At 71.6% G+C, this 16,267-nt stretch carries 16 protein-coding genes; 6 read left to right on the top strand and 10 right to left on the bottom strand.

Annotated features, from left to right (window positions below; translation table 11 throughout):
* Window positions 1–105 precede the first annotated feature (105 nt).
* From AB0F52_RS45835 to AB0F52_RS45800, 8 genes are all read right to left on the bottom strand, one after another.
* Complete coding sequence (locus AB0F52_RS45835) at window positions 106–3,120, bottom strand: AAA family ATPase (RefSeq protein WP_360184971.1); 3,015 nt, start codon at window positions 3,118–3,120, stop codon at window positions 106–108.
* Window positions 3,121–3,244: 124 nt separating this feature from the next.
* Window positions 3,245–3,454, bottom strand: coding sequence for a hypothetical protein (locus tag AB0F52_RS45830; RefSeq protein WP_285989745.1), 210 nt, complete (start codon window positions 3,452–3,454; stop codon window positions 3,245–3,247).
* Between the two features lie 173 nt (window positions 3,455–3,627).
* A complete protein-coding gene (locus AB0F52_RS45825) occupies window positions 3,628–3,831 on the bottom strand; it encodes a DUF397 domain-containing protein (RefSeq protein WP_360184968.1) in 204 nt (67 codons plus the stop codon).
* 13 nt (window positions 3,832–3,844) lie between these two features.
* Window positions 3,845–4,747 carry a helix-turn-helix transcriptional regulator gene (locus tag AB0F52_RS45820; protein WP_103342892.1) on the bottom strand — a complete coding sequence of 301 codons (903 nt, stop codon included), beginning with the start codon at window positions 4,745–4,747 and terminating at the stop codon, window positions 3,845–3,847.
* Window positions 4,748–5,096: 349 nt separating this feature from the next.
* Window positions 5,097–5,993: an acyl-CoA thioesterase II gene (locus AB0F52_RS45815; protein ID WP_285989742.1), complete on the bottom strand. Its 897-nt coding sequence runs from the start codon at window positions 5,991–5,993 to the stop codon at window positions 5,097–5,099.
* A 36-nt stretch (window positions 5,994–6,029) separates the two neighbouring features.
* Window positions 6,030–7,454 (bottom strand): pyruvate kinase, encoded by a 1,425-nt coding sequence (gene pyk / locus AB0F52_RS45810; protein WP_360184964.1) that lies wholly within the window; start codon window positions 7,452–7,454, stop codon window positions 6,030–6,032.
* Window positions 7,455–7,545: 91 nt separating this feature from the next.
* Entirely contained in the window at window positions 7,546–8,211 is a 666-nt protein-coding gene (locus tag AB0F52_RS45805; RefSeq protein ID WP_360184961.1) for a DUF2461 domain-containing protein, read from the bottom strand.
* Window positions 8,212–8,265: 54 nt separating this feature from the next.
* A complete protein-coding gene (locus AB0F52_RS45800) occupies window positions 8,266–9,480 on the bottom strand; it encodes a glycoside hydrolase family 18 protein (protein ID WP_360184958.1) in 1,215 nt (404 codons plus the stop codon).
* Window positions 9,481–9,637: 157 nt separating this feature from the next.
* On the opposite strand from AB0F52_RS45800, the gene AB0F52_RS45795 reads away from it, so the two are divergent.
* Entirely contained in the window at window positions 9,638–9,946 is a 309-nt protein-coding gene (locus AB0F52_RS45795; RefSeq protein ID WP_360184980.1) for a metalloregulator ArsR/SmtB family transcription factor, read from the top strand.
* Between the two features lie 77 nt (window positions 9,947–10,023).
* Here AB0F52_RS45795 and AB0F52_RS45790 read toward each other — a convergent pair whose 3' ends face one another.
* Entirely contained in the window at window positions 10,024–10,374 is a 351-nt protein-coding gene (locus tag AB0F52_RS45790; RefSeq protein WP_360184955.1) for a helix-turn-helix domain-containing protein, read from the bottom strand.
* A 68-nt stretch (window positions 10,375–10,442) separates the two neighbouring features.
* Between AB0F52_RS45790 and AB0F52_RS45785 the strand changes: the two genes are divergently transcribed.
* The 4 genes from AB0F52_RS45785 to AB0F52_RS45770 all read left to right on the top strand — a co-directional run bounded on the left by AB0F52_RS45785 (window position 10,443) and on the right by AB0F52_RS45770 (window position 13,661).
* The gene (locus AB0F52_RS45785) at window positions 10,443–10,925 is read left to right on the top strand and encodes a group II truncated hemoglobin (protein WP_360184952.1); all 483 of its coding nucleotides are present in this window, start codon (window positions 10,443–10,445) and stop codon (window positions 10,923–10,925) included.
* 37 nt (window positions 10,926–10,962) lie between these two features.
* A complete protein-coding gene (locus AB0F52_RS45780) occupies window positions 10,963–12,399 on the top strand; it encodes an aromatic amino acid ammonia-lyase (RefSeq protein WP_360184949.1) in 1,437 nt (478 codons plus the stop codon).
* Window positions 12,400–12,582: 183 nt separating this feature from the next.
* On the top strand, window positions 12,583–12,930 hold the full coding sequence (locus AB0F52_RS45775) for a sigma factor-like helix-turn-helix DNA-binding protein (RefSeq protein ID WP_360184947.1): 348 nt from the start codon (window positions 12,583–12,585) through the stop codon (window positions 12,928–12,930).
* Between the two features lie 260 nt (window positions 12,931–13,190).
* The gene (locus tag AB0F52_RS45770; protein WP_360184944.1) at window positions 13,191–13,661 is read left to right on the top strand and encodes a hypothetical protein; all 471 of its coding nucleotides are present in this window, start codon (window positions 13,191–13,193) and stop codon (window positions 13,659–13,661) included.
* Here AB0F52_RS45770 and AB0F52_RS45765 read toward each other — a convergent pair.
* Window positions 13,631–14,656: a 6-phosphofructokinase gene (locus AB0F52_RS45765; protein WP_360184941.1), complete on the bottom strand. Its 1,026-nt coding sequence runs from the start codon at window positions 14,654–14,656 to the stop codon at window positions 13,631–13,633. The two genes, AB0F52_RS45770 and AB0F52_RS45765, sit on opposite strands and share 31 nt — an antisense overlap.
* Window positions 14,657–14,942: 286 nt before the next feature.
* Here AB0F52_RS45765 and AB0F52_RS45760 point away from each other — a divergent pair, with 286 nt between their 5' ends.
* Complete coding sequence (locus AB0F52_RS45760) at window positions 14,943–16,025, top strand: 3-deoxy-7-phosphoheptulonate synthase (RefSeq protein ID WP_360184939.1); 1,083 nt, start codon at window positions 14,943–14,945, stop codon at window positions 16,023–16,025.
* Window positions 16,026–16,267 lie beyond the last annotated feature (242 nt).

Genomic DNA, 16,267 nt, shown 5'->3' with positions numbered 1-16,267 from the left:
CCGGATACTTCGACCTGCGCGACATCAGGACATCCTCCCTCCAGACCACTGTCTGGAATCAAGGTGTCCGGCCCCACGGGGCAACTCCAAGTGATTCCCCGCTGATCACGCGGTGGGGGCGGTCAACAGGCCGCGGTCGTAGGCGATGGCGACCGCCTCCGCGCGGCGGCTGGCGCCCAGCTTGGCCATGACGCGCGAAAGGTGGACGCTCACCGTTTTTTCGCTGATGTAGAGCTCTTCGCCGACCTGGCGGTTCGTGCGGCCCAGCGCGACGCGCTCCAGGACGTCTCGCTCGCGGTCGGTCAGCGGGTCGGTGACCGTGCGGGCCGGGGCCGCCGGTTCGACGCCCGCCAGCTCGACGCGGGCCCGGTGCGCCAGGTCGCGGACGGCGTCGCGCAGCGGGATCGCGCCGAGCCGGACCGCCACCGCGTGGGCCGCTTCGAGCGCCGCGCCCGCGCCGGCGTCCGCGGCCAGCAAGGCTTCGGCTTCGTGCCAGCGGCAGACCGCCTGCTCGTAGACGGCGCCGTAGCCGAACGCCTCCACCGCGGCCGCCCACAGCCGGGGGTCGCCCCGGCCGGTGAGGCAGGTCGCCGCCGCCTCCAGGCGGGCCAGCCACGCACGGCCCTCCGGACCGAGCGTGCCCGAACGCGGCTGGCCGACCACCGAGCACATCCGGCCGTGCGCCAGCAGCCGCTCGCCGGCCGCCACGGCGGCTTCGGCCGCGGCCTGGTCGCCGTGGACGCGGGCCTCGGCGGCCAGCCTGGCCGCGGCGGACACGCCGAGCGCGGCGATCCGGATGCCGGCCAGCAGGCCGGGTTCGATCCGCTCGAGCCAGCCGACCAGGTCTTCGGCCTGGCGCACGGCTCCGGCGTGGTCGCCGCGCCAGTACGCCAGCTCGATGCCCGCGCCGCCGGCCGACAGCGGGATCTGCATGTCCGCCGTCCAGTGCTGCCGCAGACCGGACAGGAGCTTCGCGCCCTCGTCGAACCGGCCGCGGGCGACGACGAACAGCGACCAGATCGCCAGGATCCGCGCGGCGACCGCGCTGGACACCCCGCGCCCGGCGCGGCCGGCGCTCTCGTCCGGCCAGTCGCCCATCAGGTAGCGCAGCATCAGCTGCCGCGCCCGCAGTTCCAGCCCGTAGACGCTCCAGCTCAGCCCGGATTCTTCGGCGCGGGCGACGCCGTGCGAGGCGTGTTCCAGCGCCACGGCGAACTCGCCTTGGTCGTCGTGGCTCAGCGCGAGGAAGTAGGTCGCGCGGATCTCGGTGTTGTACGCGCCCACGTCGCGCGCCTTGCGCTGGGCCTGTCGCAGCCGCTCCCGGGCCTCGGCGGCGTCGCCCCGCGAATCGGCCAGCGTGCCCAGGGTGACCAGCGCCGACGCCTCCGCCCCCGTCGCGCCCACGGCCTGCGCGTCGGCCACCGCGGCGAGCGCGCTGTCGAGCGCCGCCTCGGGCTGGTCGAGGATCCGCAGGAACCCGGCCCGGCTGGCCAGCACCCAGGCGCGCGCCGAGCTGGGATCGGTGTCTTCAACCAGGTCCCAGGCCCGGTCGATGGCGGCGACCGCCTCGTCGAGGGTGCCTTCCAGCGCGAGCAGCGCGTCCGCCAGCCGCCGCCACACCTTCGCGGCCCGGTCGTTCGGGACGTCGGCGGTCAGTGCCTGGGTGGCCGAGCGGGCGAACGCCGCAGCCCGCTCGGGCTCGCCGGACGTCCCCGCGAAGTACGACGCTTCGTACAGCAGCTTCAGCTCGTCGACCCCGTCCGGCCGGTCCGCCGGGGTGACGGCGTCCCAGATGGACAGTGCCTGTTCGACGTGCTGCAGCGCCGACCCGGGCGCGCCGAGCTTCTCGGCCTCGTCCATCGCGCGCAGCAACGCCGGCAGCGCGGTGGCCAGATCGCTGCTCTGCATCGAGTGGTAGGCCAGCTTCGCGTCGTGGCCGCGGCCCTGCGGCCGCGCCTTGATCCGCGCCGCGTACGCCGCGTGCGTGCGCGACCGCTCCCCCGGCAGCAGGTCGCCGTACACCGCTTCCTGCAGCAACGCGTGCCGGAACGTGTACGAGCCGTCCGAAAGCACCACCAGGACGTGGTGCTGGACGGCTTCCCGCAGCGCTTCGTCGAGCTCCAGCTCCCCCAGCCCGGAGACTTCGGCGAGCGCGGCGTGCATGACCGGCTCGTTGGCGACCGAGATGACCCGCGCGACCCGGCGGGCGTCCGGCGAGAGCCGCTCGAGCCGGGACAGCAGCACCTCGGCCAGCCCGGCGGGCAGGTCGTTGCACTCGGTCTTGGTGGCGAGCAGCTCCTCGGCGAAGAACGGGTTGCCCTCGGAGCGGGTGACGATGTCGCCCACGACGTCCGGCGGCAGCGGCTCGTCGGCCAGCGCCTCGACGAACTTGCGGGCGTCGACCGCGCCGAAGGGCTGCAGGTCGACGCGCTCGACGGTGGCGAGCCGGACCAGCTCGGACAGCAGGCCGCGCAGCGGGTGCCGCCGGTGGACGTCCTCCTCGCGGTAGCTGCCCACGACCAGCAGCCGCTGCGCCCGCAGCCGGCTGAGCAGGAAGGACAGCAGGTTCCGGGTCGAGGCGTCGGCCCAGTGGAGATCCTCCAGGAGGATCACCACGGGCCGCGCCTCGGCGATCTCGGTCAGCACCCCCAGTACCGCGTCGAACAACTGCAGCTGACCGAGATCCTGTTCCGGCCGGGGACGCACCATCGTTTCCCGGTCGTTCGAGGTCATCGGCGGGTGTTCGGCCGGGCGCGGTTCTTCCACGCCCTGCCCCTGCGGCAGCAGCCGCCCCAGGGCGGGCCGGGCCCGCACCGCGGCGGCGACCGCCGGGTCCGTCGCGCTGCCCAGCGGGGCGAGCGCCTCGGCGAACGGAAGATAAGGAAGGCCGCCCTCGCGGACGTCGATGCAGCGGCCGGTGAGCAGCAGCGCACCGCACGCTTCGACGTGCTCGCCGAGCGCGGTCAGCAGCCGGGTCTTGCCGACCCCGGCGTCCCCCGAGAGCAGCGCCGCGCCGGCTTCGCCACGTTCGGCCCTGGCGAAGGCGGCGCGGAGCCGCCGCATCTCGTGGGTACGGGCGACGAGCGGGATTCCGGAGCCGAGTCGGGGCACGAGGAGCATTCTGACCTACCCCACCGACATTTTTCCGGGGGCTCGGGTGGCGGAGCCCCCGACCTGGGGCGAAGCCCCAGATGTCACCGACAGTTTCCGACCGCTTATCGCCTTCGACACCATCTCGCTGCCCTTACCGGGCGGTCTTGGCCGCGCCGGCCGTCTCCCGCGAGGCCTCGCGGCGTTCCTGCGCCGGCACCTCGACGTCGGCGTGCGCGGCCCGCAGGTGGCGGACGGCGCGGCGGGCGCGGGCGGCCCAGGCGCTGCGCCCGGCCTTCCGCAGTTCCTCGGCCCGGTAGGCCGCTTCGGCTCGGACCGCGTCGAGCATGAGATCGCTGTGCATCGTGTTCCCCTGTCCCTGGGTTCTCCGTCTGGTAGCACTCAGGTTCGTCCTGAGGGGGAGCCCCGGGCATCGGGTGATCACGCAGGCCTCGCGCGAAAAGACCCCTTACTCCCGGCCGAGCCCAGCTCGGCGGGGGTAAGGGGTCTTCTCGAAGCGCCTTTTCCCTAAGCGGCTCAGTCGCTCGCCGGGCCACCGGTCCGCACCGCGGCCAGCAGCCCCCGCCAACCCGACGCGGGCAGGCGGAACGCACCCCCTTCGGGGTCCTTCGAGTCGCGCACCGCGGCACCGCCGGCGACGAACGCGACCTCGACGCAGTCGTTGCCGCCACCGCTGTGGCTGCTCTTGCGCCACCGCGCTCCGGAGAGTTCTGCTTCCATGGTCCCCACTCCCTTACTGTGTCCTCGGATCCGGATGGTGCACCGGACCCGGTACGGCCGCCTGTTCGGCGAACCGTCCGGCCGCCTCGGCGATCAGGTCCACCGAGTCGTCCGGTTTCAGTGCGGCCGCGCGCAGATGGTCGAACATCAGCCCGTAGCGCCGCACGTCTGTGGGTTCCTCCAGGTAGAGGCCGCTGGACGTGCTGTCGTCGACGTAGACGACGTCCGGGTCGGCCTGCTCGGGGAAGCCCATGATGAGGAAGGGGCCTTCCATGCCGGGGTGCGCGCCGGCACCGAACGGCACGACCTGGACGGTCACGTTCGGTTTTTCGGCGACGGCGACCATCCGGTAGAGCTGCTCGGCCATCACCTCGGGCCCGTCGACCACGCGGCGCAGCACGGCTTCGTCCATCACGGCCCAGTACTCGGGTGGCGGGGTCTCGGACAGCAGTTCCTGGCGAGCCATCCGGGCGGCGACGCGGCGGCGGATCTCGGCGTCGTCGGCGTCCGGCCGCAGCGCGCGGATCACCGCGCGGGCGTACCGCTCGGTCTGCAGCAGCCCCGGCACCAGGAGGGCCTGGAACGCGCGCAGTGAGCTGGCGTCGGCTTCGAGCCCGACGAAGGTGCCGGTGAAGACCTCGTTGTACGCGTGCCACCAGCCGCGCTTGCGGGCTTCCCTGGCCAGCTGGACGAGCGCCTCCTGCTCGTCGCCGGTGATCCCGTAGAGGGCCAGCATGTCCCGGGCGTCACGCGGGGTGACGCCGACGTGGCCGGTCTCGATGCGGCTGATCTTCGAGGCGGAGCACTCGAGCTTCTCGCCCACCTCGTCGATGGTGAGGTCCGCGGCCTCGCGGAGCCGGCGCAGCTCGCCCGAAAGCCTCCGCCGGCGAACGGTGGGGCTCTGTCCCCTGGCCATCGCGGTACCTCCGGATGTCGACGTACTTCCTGCATCTAACCAGCCGGGCGCGGAGTTGGTGGAACATTAACGTGAGTCGATTCCGGCACCGGATCTGCAATTTGCAGAATGCTCTTGTATCCTCGCACCCTGCACTGCGTCGGGCGCCTGACAGTCGGCCAGCCGTGGCTTCGACTGGCCTCTGAGCAGGGTAGACGATGACCGCGCGAAGTGCTGCGCGATCATCACACGGAGGGGTCCGGGGCCGTCCCCCGATCGGTCCCGGCCCCCTCACCCGGGCCAAATGCCCCTTTCCGGCGACCGATATTCAGACCATTCGTCGCCCGTGCGGGTGATTTCCCGGCGAACTTCACAAGACGCGCAAGAGTCCTTCTTGGACGACCGTCGCGATCAGCGTGCCGTCCTCGGCGAAGAACCGGCCGGTGGCCAGACCGCGGGCGCCGGACGCCGTCGGCGAAGCGCTGTCGTAGAGGAACCACTCGTCCGCGCGGAACGGCCGGTGGAACCACAGTGCGTGGTCGAGGCTGGCGCCGAGCACCTTGTCGGTGTCCCAGTAGACGCCGTGGCGCGCGAGCACCGAGTCCAGCAGCGTCATGTCCGAGGCGTAGGTCAGCACGCAGACGTGCAGCAGCTGCTGGTCGGGCAGTTTCCCGTCGGCGCGCATCCACACCTGGTTGCGCGCGGGCCGCTCACCGGTCTCGCGGGTGACCCACGGCGGCTCGTTGACGTACCGCAGGTCGATCGGCCGCGGCCGGGCGTGCGCGCCGATCGCGTAGCCCTCGGCGCGTTCCATCAGCGTCGGCAGCGTCTCCGGCGCCGGGACGCCTTCGGGCATGACTTCGGCGTGCTCGATGCCCGGCTCGTCGGTCTGGAACGACGCCGAGAGGGAGAAGATCGCCTTGCCGTGCTGGATCGCCACCACGCGGCGCGTGGTGAACGACCGGCCGTCGCGGATCCGGTCGACTTCGTACACGATCGGGACGCTCGGGTCGCCGCCGCGGATGAAGTACGCGTGCAGCGAGTGCACCCGGCGTTCCTCCGGGACGGTGCGCCCGGCCGCGACCAGCGCCTGGCCGGCGACCTGCCCGCCGAACACCCGCACCGGCGAGTGGGCGGGCGAGACGCCGCGGAAGATGTTCTCTTCGATCTTTTCCAGGTCGAGCAGCGCGATCAGGCGGTCGAGCACCGGCTGGCCGCCACCGGGGATCTCCAGTTCGGTGGCGGCCGTCCTGGCCAATTCAGTCATGGCCAGACCCTATGTGCTGCGGGGGTGGGACGTCCCTTATGCGTGGTCGTCTTCACCGAGGCGGTGCACGTGGATCAGGTTCGTCGAGCCCACGGTGCCCGGCGGCGAACCGGCGACGATGACGACCAGGTCGCCCTTCTGGTACTTGCCCATGTCGAGCATCGCGTGGTCGACCTGCTGGATCATCTGGTCGGTGGACTCCACCCGCGGCACGATGTGGGTGTTCGTGCCCCAGGTCATCGACAGCTGGCTGCGGACGCAGTCCTCGGGCGTGAACGCCAGCAGGGGCAGCCGGGTGTGCAGCCGCGCCAGGCGGCGCACGGTGTCACCGGACTGCGTGAACGCGACCAGCGCCTTCGCGTTGAGCCGCTCGCCGATGTCGCGGGCGGCGTAGGAGATCACGCCGCGCTTGGTGCGCGGGACGTGGGTCAGCGGCGGCACGATCGGCGAGTCGGTCTCGACCGCCTCGATGATCCGGCCCATCGTCTCCACGACCTCGATCGCGTACCGGCCGACCGAGGTCTCGCCGGACAGCATCAGCGCGTCGGCACCGTCGAGCACCGCGTTCGCGACGTCGGAGGCCTCGGCGCGGGTCGGCCGGGAGTTGTTGATCATCGACTCGAGCATCTGCGTCGCGACGATGACCGGCTTCGCGTTCTCGCGGCAGATCTGGATGGCGCGCTTCTGCACCAGCGGGACCTGCTCCAGCGGCAGCTCGACGCCGAGGTCGCCGCGGGCGACCATCACCGCGTCGAAGGCCAGCACGATGGCCTCGAGGTTGTAGACCGCCTCGGGCTTCTCGATCTTCGCGACGACCGGCAGCCGGCCCTTGCCGACCCGGTCCATCACCTGGTGGACCAGGTCGATGTCGGCCGGCGAGCGCACGAACGACAGGGCGATGAAGTCGACGCCCAGCTCGAGCGCGAACTCGAGGTCCTCGATGTCCTTCTCGGACATCGCGGGCACCGAGACGTCCATGCCGGGCAGCGAGACGCCCTTGTTGTTGCTGACCGGGCCGCCCTCGGTCACCTCGCAGACCACGTCCTGGCCTTCGACCTTCTGCACGACCAGGCCGACCTTGCCGTCGTCGACGAGCAGCCGGTCGCCGGGCTTGGCGTCTTTCGCCAGGCCCTTGTAGGTGGTCGAGACCCGGTCGTGGGTGCCGGCGACGTCCTCGACGGTGATGCGGACGATGTCGCCGTTGTGCCACTCGACGGGGCCACCGGCGAACGTGCCCAGGCGGATCTTCGGGCCCTGCAGGTCGGCGAGGATGCCGACCGCGCGGCCGCTCTCGGCGGCCGCGGCCCTGATCAGGTCGTAGACCTGCTTGTGGTCACCGTGGCTGCCGTGGCTGAAGTTCATTCTGGCCACGTCCATGCCGGCATCCACCAGGGCCCGCATCTTCTCCGGGGTCGCGGTGGCAGGGCCCAGGGTACAAACGATCTTCGCGCGTCGGCTCACGTCCACATAGCGTAGACCCTCTTCGCTCGTACGTCTGTACCGATCCCGAATGTTCAAGAAAGTGTTCAGAAGCCTGCCTGGTCAGATCACGCTAACGACGCGGTTGTTCACTTGGGCCGACCCGGTCGCGGGCCCACTCGTTGAACTCGCGGACCTGCCGCCAAGCCTTCTTCACCCGATCGAGTGCCCCCCGCTCGTGCAGGACGTCGTCCGGCTCCCACACCCGGACCGCGTACACCGAGCGGTAGCGCAGCAGGTCCAGCCGGGGGTGGTCGGCGTCGAACCCGCGCGGCTTCGACTTCAGCCGGTCGCCCCGGACCTCCCAGCCCGCCCGCTCCAGCTTCGCGAGGATCTTCCGCAGCGCTTCGCCGTGCAGCTCGGTGTCGACGGCTTGGCGGAACCGCGCGATCTGGTCGGACGCCAGGTGGAAGCAGCCGCCGCCGACGCGCAGGCCCTCCGGCCCGACCTCGACGTAGTAGGCGCCGCCGCCACGGCCCTGCTCGATCACCGCCCCGCAGTGGGTCTTGTACGGCGTCTTGTCCTTGGCGAACCGGACGTCCCGGTAGGGGCGGAACACCTTGGGCTCGCCGAAGCCGTCGGAGAACTCGGGCGCCAGCTCGGCCAGCAGCGCCTCCATCGGGGCCCGGACGTCGGACTTGTAGGTCTCGACGTGGTCGTCCCAGTAGGGCTTGGAGTTGTCCTCGACGAGGCCGTCGAAGAAGTCGACGGCGTACTCGCCGAATCCGCTGAACGTCACGCCGGGGACGATAAACGGGGGCACCGACAAGATCTGCCGGTGCCCCCGCGGCCGCTACTTGGCGACGGCCGTGATCAGCTCGCCGTTCGTGGTGTCACCCGACAGTTCCCAGAACATCGCGCCGCCCAGGCCCTGGGTCTTGGCGTAGGAGATCTTGCCGGCGATGGTCGACGGCGTGTCGTAGCTCCACCAGTTGCTGCCGCACTTGGCGTACGCGGTGCCCGCGACGGTGCCGGTCGCCGGGCAGGACGCCTTCAGCACCTTGTAGTCCTCGATGCCCTGCTCGTACTTGCCGGGCGCCGGGCCGGTCGCGGTGCCGCCCGGGGCGCTCTGCGTGACGCCGGTCCAGCCGCGGCCGTAGAACCCGATGCCCAGCAACAGCTTGCCCGCCGGGACGCCCTTGCTCTTGAGCTTCTGGATCGCCGCGTCCGAGTAGAACCCCGCGGTGGGGATGCCCGAGTACGACGTCAGCGGCGAGTGCGGAGCCGTCGGGCCCTGCGCGGCCCAGGCGCCGAAGTAGTCGTAGGTCATCACGTTGTACCAGTCGACGTACTGCGCGGCGCCGCCGTAGTCGGCCGCGTCGATCTTGCCGCCACTCGTGCCGTCGGCGGTGATCGCCGCGGTGACCAGCTTCGAGCCGAACTTCGCCCGCAGCGCCTGGAGGAGGTTCTTGAACGCCGCCGCGCCGCTGGTGTCACACGACAGGCCGCAGGCGTTGGGGTACTCCCAGTCGATGTCGATGCCGTCGAAGACGCCGGCCCAGCGCGGGTCGTTGACCAGGCTGTAGCAGGAGTTCGCGAACGCCGTGGGGTTCTTCGCGGCCTGCCCGAAGCCGCCGGACCAGGTCCAGCCGCCGAAGGACCAGATCACCTTCAGGCCGGGGTGCTTGGCCTTGAGCTTCTTGAGCTGGTTGAAGCTGCCCGCCAGGGGCTGGTCCCAGGTGTCGGCGACGCCGTCGACACTGCCCGCGGCGTCGTAGGTCTTCTGGTAGTCGGCGTAGGCGTCACCGATCGCGCAGCCGCCGTTCGTCACGTTGCCGAACGCGTAGTTGATGTGGGTCAGCTTGCTCGCCGAGCCCGACGTCTCGATGTTCTTGACGTGGTAGTTGCGGTCGTAGACCCCCCATTCGGTGAAGTAGCCGACCACCTTGCCGACGGAGGCGTCGGTCGCGGCGGCGGCCACCGGGGCGGTCGCGCCGCCCGCGACGAGGCCCGCGGCGGCCGCCACGGCCAGCAGGGCCGAGAAGCTCTTCCTGCGCAAACGGGACATGCGTTCTCCCTCCGGGGAATTCCTCACGGCCACGGTGCCGGAGTGGTGGGGACCACACTTACCGTAAGTGGACTAGACCACTAGGTCAATGGTTCAGACCATGCAAGGTCCACATTCCTTGACAGGAATATGCCCGGCGGAGCACATTTCAGGGGTGATGCAGACTTTCGACGTCCTCGCCGAACCGCGGCGCCGGACCATCCTCGACCTGCTGCGCGAGGGCGAGCGCTCGGTCGGCGAGCTGGTCGAGCGGCTGGAGCTGAGCCAGCCCGCGGTGTCCAAGCACCTGCGGGTGCTGCGCGAAGCCGGGCTGGTGACCGTGCGGGTCGCGGCGCAGCGGCGGTGCTATGCGCTGCGCCCGGAGCCGCTGGCCGAGGTCGACGCCTGGCTGGCGCCCTACCGCCGCTTCTGGTCGGACCGCCTGGACGCCCTGGAGCGGCGGCTCGACGAGACCGATCCGGCCTGAACGGTGCCCCTCCAGGACGCCATGAATGACTCATTCATGGCGTTGGGCGTCATGAATGACTCATTCATGACCTTGGGTCAGGGCCGATCGGACTCCGGCGCCGGGTCGAACGTGATGTCCCGCTCGGCCGCGCGGCGCTCGCCCCACTCGTACAGCGCCGTCAGCGCCGGACGGAGCTCCTCCCCCACCTCGGTCAGGTGGTACTCGACGTGCGGGACCCGGCCGTCGAACTCCTCGCGGCGGACGATGCCGTCCGCGGCCAGTTCGCGCAGCTGCTGGGTCAGCATCTTCTCGCTCACGCCCGGCATCCGGCGCCGCAGCTCGCCGTAGCGGTGGGCGCCCTCCTTCAGGTGGGCCAGGATCACCGGCTTCCACTTGCCGCCGATCAGGTCGACCGCCAGCTCCGTCGCGCAGTGGTACCGCTTCATCCCGCTCTCCCCTACGCACCGGAAAGTACGTGGTTGCCCGGCCGGGCCGCCCCTGGTTGCCTGATCCGGTGATCGTGCCAGAAACCCCGCCGACCCCCACCCTCTACGACTGGGCCGGGGGCCACGAAGCCCTCGTGAAGCTGCTGACGATCTTCTACGGCCACGTCCTGGAAGACCCGCTGCTCGAGCCGGTCTTCCGCGGCATGGACCCGGAGCACCCCCAGCACGTCGCGGTGTGGCTCGGCGAAGTCTTCGGCGGGCCGGCCGAGTACTCGGCGAGCCACGGCGGCCACGCCCACATGATCGGCCGCCACCTGGGGCGCGGCATCACCGAAGAGCAGCGGCGCCGGTGGGTGAACCTGCTGCTCGACGCCGCCGACGAGGCCGGCCTGCCCGCCGATCCCGAGTTCCGCGCCGCCTTCGCCGGCTACCTCGAATGGGGCAGCCGGCTCGCCGTCATCTTCTCCGCGCCCGGCGCCGAGCCGAACCTCCACGAGCCCGTCCCGCAGTGGGACTGGCCGCTCCCGCCCTGGCAGCCGCCGTCGCCCTAGCCGCATAGTGAGGGCAGTCGGAAGGAGACTGCCCTTGATGATCCGGGTGGACGGCCGGACCCTGCGGTGCGCGGACGTGGTGACCGCGGCGCGCTCCGGGGGTCCGCTGGGTATCGACGTCTCGATCGCCGCGCTGCGGGCGGCCGAGCACGCGTGGAAGCTGGCCGAAGAACTGAGCACGCGCCGGGTGGTCTACGGCCGGACCACCGGCGTCGGGGCCAACAAGGACGACACCGTCGAAAGCTCGGTCGAGCACGGCCTGCGGCTGCTGCGCAGCCACGCGGGCGGCAGCGGCGACGAGATGCCGCCCGGCCAGGTGCGGGCGATGCTGCTGATCCGGCTCAACCAGCTGCTCTCCGGCCGGTCCGGAATCAGTCCCGAGCTGATCGGCGCGCTGGCCGAAGCGGTCCGCACCGGCGCGTTGCCGCTGGTGCACCGGCTCGGCGCGATCGGCACCGGCGACCTGGCGCCGCTCGCCGAGGCGGCGCTGGCGCTCACCGGCGAACGGCCGTGGGTCACCGGGCACGTGCCACCGGTACCCGTGCGGGCGGGCGACGCGCTGGCCTTCATGAGCAGCAACGCCGCGACGCTCGCCGAAGCGACCCTCGCGGCGATGCGCCTGGACACGCTGACCCGCGCGAGCCACGCCGTCGCGGCACTGACGTACGTCGCGCTCGACGGCAACCCCGAGGCGTACGCGACACCGGTGCACGAAGCGCGTCCGCACGCGGGGCAGGTCGCCTGCGCGGCCGAGATGCGGCGGCTGCTGGGCATGCACCAGACGCCCAAGCCGGGACGGCGGATCCAGGACCCGTTCGGGCTGCGCGCGTTCCCGCAGGTCCAGGGCCCGGCCCTGGACGCGATCCACTACCTGCGGGACGTCCTCGCCGTCGAGATCAACGCGAGCACGGAGAACCCGATGATCTCGACGGTCCACAACGACGCCTATCACCACGCGCACTTCCACACCGCCTACGTGTCGACGGCGCTGGACCAGGCCCGGGCGACCGTGCACCAGGTGGCGGAGCTGTCGGTGGCGCGCCTCGGCGACCTGGTGGAGCCGGAGTTCACCGGGCTGCGGCCGTTCCTGGCGGCGGGGCCGCCGGGCAGCTCGGGCGTGATGATCCTGGAGTACGTGGCGCACGACGCCCTCACGGAGCTGCGCCAGGCGGCACTCCCGGCCACCCTCGGCACGGCGGTGGTGTCCCGCGGCATCGAGGACCACGCGAGCTTCTCGACCCAGGCGGCCCGCGCGGCGACGGCGGCGTGCTCGGCCTACCAGCAGGTGCTGGCCTGCGAGCTGGTGGCGGCGGTCCGGGCGCTGCGGATGCGGGAGGCCGACCTGGTGGAGCTGCCGGTGCGGGACGCGTTCGAAACGGCGTCGGCGGTACTGGAGGAGAGCCTCGACGACCGGCCGCTCACCGGCGACATCGCCGCCGCCGTCGGTGTCCTGGAGCAGCTCGCGCGCATCTGACGCCACCGTGAAGCCGAATCGCCCGTTCCGCCGACAAGGGGGCAGATGGCCTCACGGCAGGCAGGCGGTTCATGAGTTCGGCAGGGGAAGCCGGCCAGGTCGCCGACGACCTGAGGTCGAGACGTTCCTGATCGCGTTCGGCGGCCGCGCCCGCTACGACCCGGCGTTCCCGAGCGCCCGGCCGTGGCTCTACGGGATCGCGACGAACTCGTCGGCCAGCGCCGCCGCGAGTACCGGCTGCGGGCCGCCCTCGGCCCGCCCGCTAACCAGGACTGCCACGCGGACCGGGTCGCCGAGCGGGTGGCGGCCCAGGCGATGACCGGACGGCTGGCCTGTGCGCCGGCCGTGCTGGCCCGGCGGGACCGCGACGTCCTGCTGCTGATCGCCTGGGAAGGCCTGAGCCACGAAGAGGTCGCGGCTGCGTTCGGCATCCCGCTCGGCACCGTCCGGTCGCGGCTGAACCGGGCTCGCCGGAAGGTCCGCGCACAGCTGGGGCGCGTGCCCGCCGAGGAGGTCTCGACCCATGGATGAGATGCAGCTGCTTCGCGACTTCCCCGGACAGGCCGGGCTCCCGGCACCCGATGAGCTGGCTCGGAAGCGGGCCGAGCTGATCGCCGCGACGAGCGCACGACGGCCGGCTCGCCGCCTCGGCCTGGTGTGGGGCTCGGCCGGGCTCGCCGCAGCCGTCGCGGCCGTCGTCGTGCTCTCGCCCGGCGGAACCACCGCGCCGCCGGGCCCTGCGCCCCAAGCAGTGACCGACCCGGTGTTGATCCTGTACACCGCGGCGAACAGTGACGCACCGGTGCGAGCCGCGTCCCGCGGCCCTTCCGGACCTGCCCACGGACGCCGACGCCATGCTCGCCTACCTGCACAAGAGCACCTACGGCGAAGGCGACACCCGGCACGACCTCGGCAACGAGGTCGTCGCTCTCGCCGAGGGCTACCTGCGCCCGGCGGCGCGGGCGGCGCTCTACGAGGCGGTGGCGAAGGTGCCCGGGCTGGTCGCCCGGCCGGACGCCGAGGGCGCCGACGGCCGTCCGGTCCTCGGGATCACCTGGAACAGCACGGCCGAGTACGGCATCGGCCACCAGGACGAGTTCCTGTTCGACCCGGTGACCTTCGCCTACCTCGGCTCCGGGACAACCGGCGTGGTCGACGCGGTTGCGCCAGCGGCCCTGAACGCGCGAAGGGCCGCTCCGGGGATCCCGGAGCGGCCCTTCGAACGGGGAACTCAGCCGAAGAAGACTTCGGCTTCCTGGTAGCGCTCGACCGGAACCGTCTTCAGCTCGGCCGTCGCCTCGGACAGCTTCACGCGGACGATGTCCGTGCCCTTCAGCGCCACCATCACGCCGAAGTCGCCGTCGGCCACCGCGTCGACCGCGTGCAGGCCGAAGCGGGTCGCCAGGACTCGGTCGTACGCCGTCGGGGTGCCGCCGCGCTGGACGTGGCCCAGCACGACCGCGCGGGACTCCTTGCCGGTGCGGTGGGCGATCTCGTCGGCCAGCCAGGTGCCGATGCCGCCGAGGCGGACGTGCCCGAAGGCGTCCTTCTCACCGGTCAGCAGCTTCTCCTCGCCGCCCTCGGGCAGCGCGCCCTCGGCGACGACGATGATCGGCGCGAACTCCTTCTCGAAGCGGCGCTCGACCCAGGAGACGACCTGGTCGACGTTGAAGTGCCGCTCCGGCACCAGGATGACGCTGGCGCCGCCGGCGAGACCGGAGTGCAGCGCGATCCAGCCGGCGTGCCGGCCCATGACCTCGACCACGAGCGCGCGGTGGTGCGACTCGGCCGTGGTGTGCAGCCGGTCGATCGCCTCGGTCGCGATGGAGACCGCGGTGTCGAAGCCGAAGGTGTAGTCGGTCGCGCCCAGGTCGTTGTCGATCGTCTTGGGCACGCCCACGACGCCGATGCCGTCGTCGGTCAGCCGCTTCGCGACGCCGAGGGTGTCCTCGCCGCCGATCGCGATCAGCGCGTCGACGCCTTGATCGGCGAGGACCTGCTTGATCTTGTCGACGCCGCCCTCGACCTTGTAGGGGTTGGTGCGCGAGGACCGCAGGATGGTGCCGCCGCGGGTGAGGATGTCCTCGACGTCGTTCAGGCCCAGCGGGCGGCTGTCGCCGGTGAGGGGGCCGTTCCAGCCGTTGCGGAAGCCCACGAAGTCCCAGCCGTGCACCTCGATGCCCTTGCGCACCACCGCGCGGATCACCGCGTTGAGTCCCGGGCAGTCGCCGCCGCCGGTCAGCACACCGACACGCATGAGAAGCCTCCGTCTGTTCTCGGGAGATGACAGTCACATTTCGTCAGACGCCAGCGTAGCGGCTCTCGTCTTGATCGGTGCAGGCCGTACCACCTGCCGGATCGGTCCCCGGTGACGCCTGTGCTACGTTGATGCGCATGCAGCGCTATTTCTGGTTTACGAAGCCGGCCCCGGGTGGGCACGGCGGCGTGAACCCGCGCTGACTCCCACCCCCGAGCCGGATCTGTAGAACCGGCTCGGCGAGTCCCCCGCGGGTCGGTGTCCACCAGGAAGGAACACCCCCGCCATGACGCTCTCCGCCGGACCGGCCACCATCGGTGACCTCGACGCCGCGCGCACCACGTCGATCAGTCCGCTCATTCCGCCCGCGCTGCTGCGCGAAGACCATCCGGTCGACGCCGCGGTCGCGAAGGTGGTGCGCCACGGCCGCGCCGAGACGGTCGACATCCTCGAAGGCCGCGACGACCGGCTGCTCGTCGTGGTCGGCCCGTGCTCGGTGCACGACCCCGAAGCCGCCCTCGACTACGCCCGCAGGCTGGCGGCGAAGGCCGACGAGCTGCGCGGCGAGCTGCACATCGTGATGCGCGTGTACTTCGAGAAGCCGCGCACCACGCTGGGCTGGAAGGGCCTGATCAACGACCCGGACCTCGACGGCACGTTCGCCGTCAACAAGGGCCTGCGGATGGCGCGCAGGCTGCTGCTCGACGTGTCGGCGCTCGGCCTGCCGGTGGGCTGTGAGTTCCTCGACCCGATCACGCCGCAGTTCATCGCGGACATCGTCACGTGGGGTTCGATCGGCGCCCGCACGGCGGCCAGCCAGGTCCACCGCCAGCTGTGCAGTGCGCTGTCGATGCCGGTGGGCATCAAGAACTCGACCGAGGGCGACGTCCAGGTGGCGATCGACGCCACCCGCGCGGCGGCGGCCAGCCACGTGTTCCCGGGCATCAACACCGACGGCCTGGCAGCGCTGCTGACGACGTCCGGCAACCCGGACTGCCACGTGATCCTGCGCGGCCACAACGCGGGCCCGAACTACGATTCCCGTACTGTCGCCGACACTCTGGCCCGGCTGGCGAAGGCGGGGTTGCCGGAGCGGGTGATCATCGACGCTTCGCACGGCAACAGCGGCAAGGACCACGTGCGGCAGGGCGAGGTGGTGCGTGAGCTGGCCGAGCGGCTGGCTTCGGGTGAGCGCGGGATCGCCGGGCTGATGATGGAGAGCTTCCTGGCCGGCGGGCGGCAGGAGCTTTCGCTGGGGCGTGCTTCGGAGCTGACCTACGGGCAGTCGATCACGGACGCGTGCCTGGCCTGGGACGACACCGCGCCGCTGCTGGACGAGCTGGCCTCGGCGGTGCGGGCGCGCCGCTGAGAGGTCCCCGGCCTGGGGGTCCCCCGGTTTTTACGTTACCGGGGACCCCCGACAATTCCGGGCCGCGCGGCCGGGCGCGAACGGTCCGTTCGCGCCCACCCGCGGTCGATCCGGGCGCAGTGCGGTGGCTCGAGAGGTCGCGAATGACTCATTGGGGCGCACGGAAGTCCCGGAAGGGTGGGTGGAGAGGTAGGGGGCCGGCTCAGCAGCACGGGGCAGGGTACGGGGGCGGGGTCGGAGGT

Source organism: Amycolatopsis sp. NPDC024027, assembly GCF_040638975.1.
Taxonomy (GTDB): Bacteria; Actinomycetota; Actinomycetes; order Mycobacteriales; family Pseudonocardiaceae; genus Amycolatopsis.
The sequence above is the reverse complement of the archived record's forward strand: the minus strand, read 5'-3'. Positions and strand labels throughout refer to the sequence as shown.

Bases quoted from the DNA above. Each gene is read 5' to 3' on its own strand.
- AB0F52_RS45835 (WP_360184971.1), bottom strand. From the start codon at position 3,120: ATGCTCCTCGTGCCCCGACTCGGCTCCGGAATCCCGCTCGTCGCCCGT.
- AB0F52_RS45830 (WP_285989745.1), bottom strand. From the start codon at position 3,454: ATGCACAGCGATCTCATGCTCGACGCGGTCCGAGCCGAAGCGGCCTAC.
- AB0F52_RS45825 (WP_360184968.1), bottom strand. From the start codon at position 3,831: ATGGAAGCAGAACTCTCCGGAGCGCGGTGGCGCAAGAGCAGCCACAGC.
- AB0F52_RS45820 (WP_103342892.1), bottom strand. From the start codon at position 4,747: ATGGCCAGGGGACAGAGCCCCACCGTTCGCCGGCGGAGGCTTTCGGGC.
- AB0F52_RS45815 (WP_285989742.1), bottom strand. From the start codon at position 5,993: ATGACTGAATTGGCCAGGACGGCCGCCACCGAACTGGAGATCCCCGGT.
- AB0F52_RS45800 (WP_360184958.1), bottom strand. From the start codon at position 9,480: ATGTCCCGTTTGCGCAGGAAGAGCTTCTCGGCCCTGCTGGCCGTGGCG.
- AB0F52_RS45795 (WP_360184980.1), top strand. From the start codon at position 9,638: ATGCAGACTTTCGACGTCCTCGCCGAACCGCGGCGCCGGACCATCCTC.
- AB0F52_RS45790 (WP_360184955.1), bottom strand. From the start codon at position 10,374: ATGAAGCGGTACCACTGCGCGACGGAGCTGGCGGTCGACCTGATCGGC.
- AB0F52_RS45780 (WP_360184949.1), top strand. From the start codon at position 10,963: ATGATCCGGGTGGACGGCCGGACCCTGCGGTGCGCGGACGTGGTGACC.
- AB0F52_RS45765 (WP_360184941.1), bottom strand. From the start codon at position 14,656: ATGCGTGTCGGTGTGCTGACCGGCGGCGGCGACTGCCCGGGACTCAAC.
- AB0F52_RS45760 (WP_360184939.1), top strand. From the start codon at position 14,943: ATGACGCTCTCCGCCGGACCGGCCACCATCGGTGACCTCGACGCCGCG.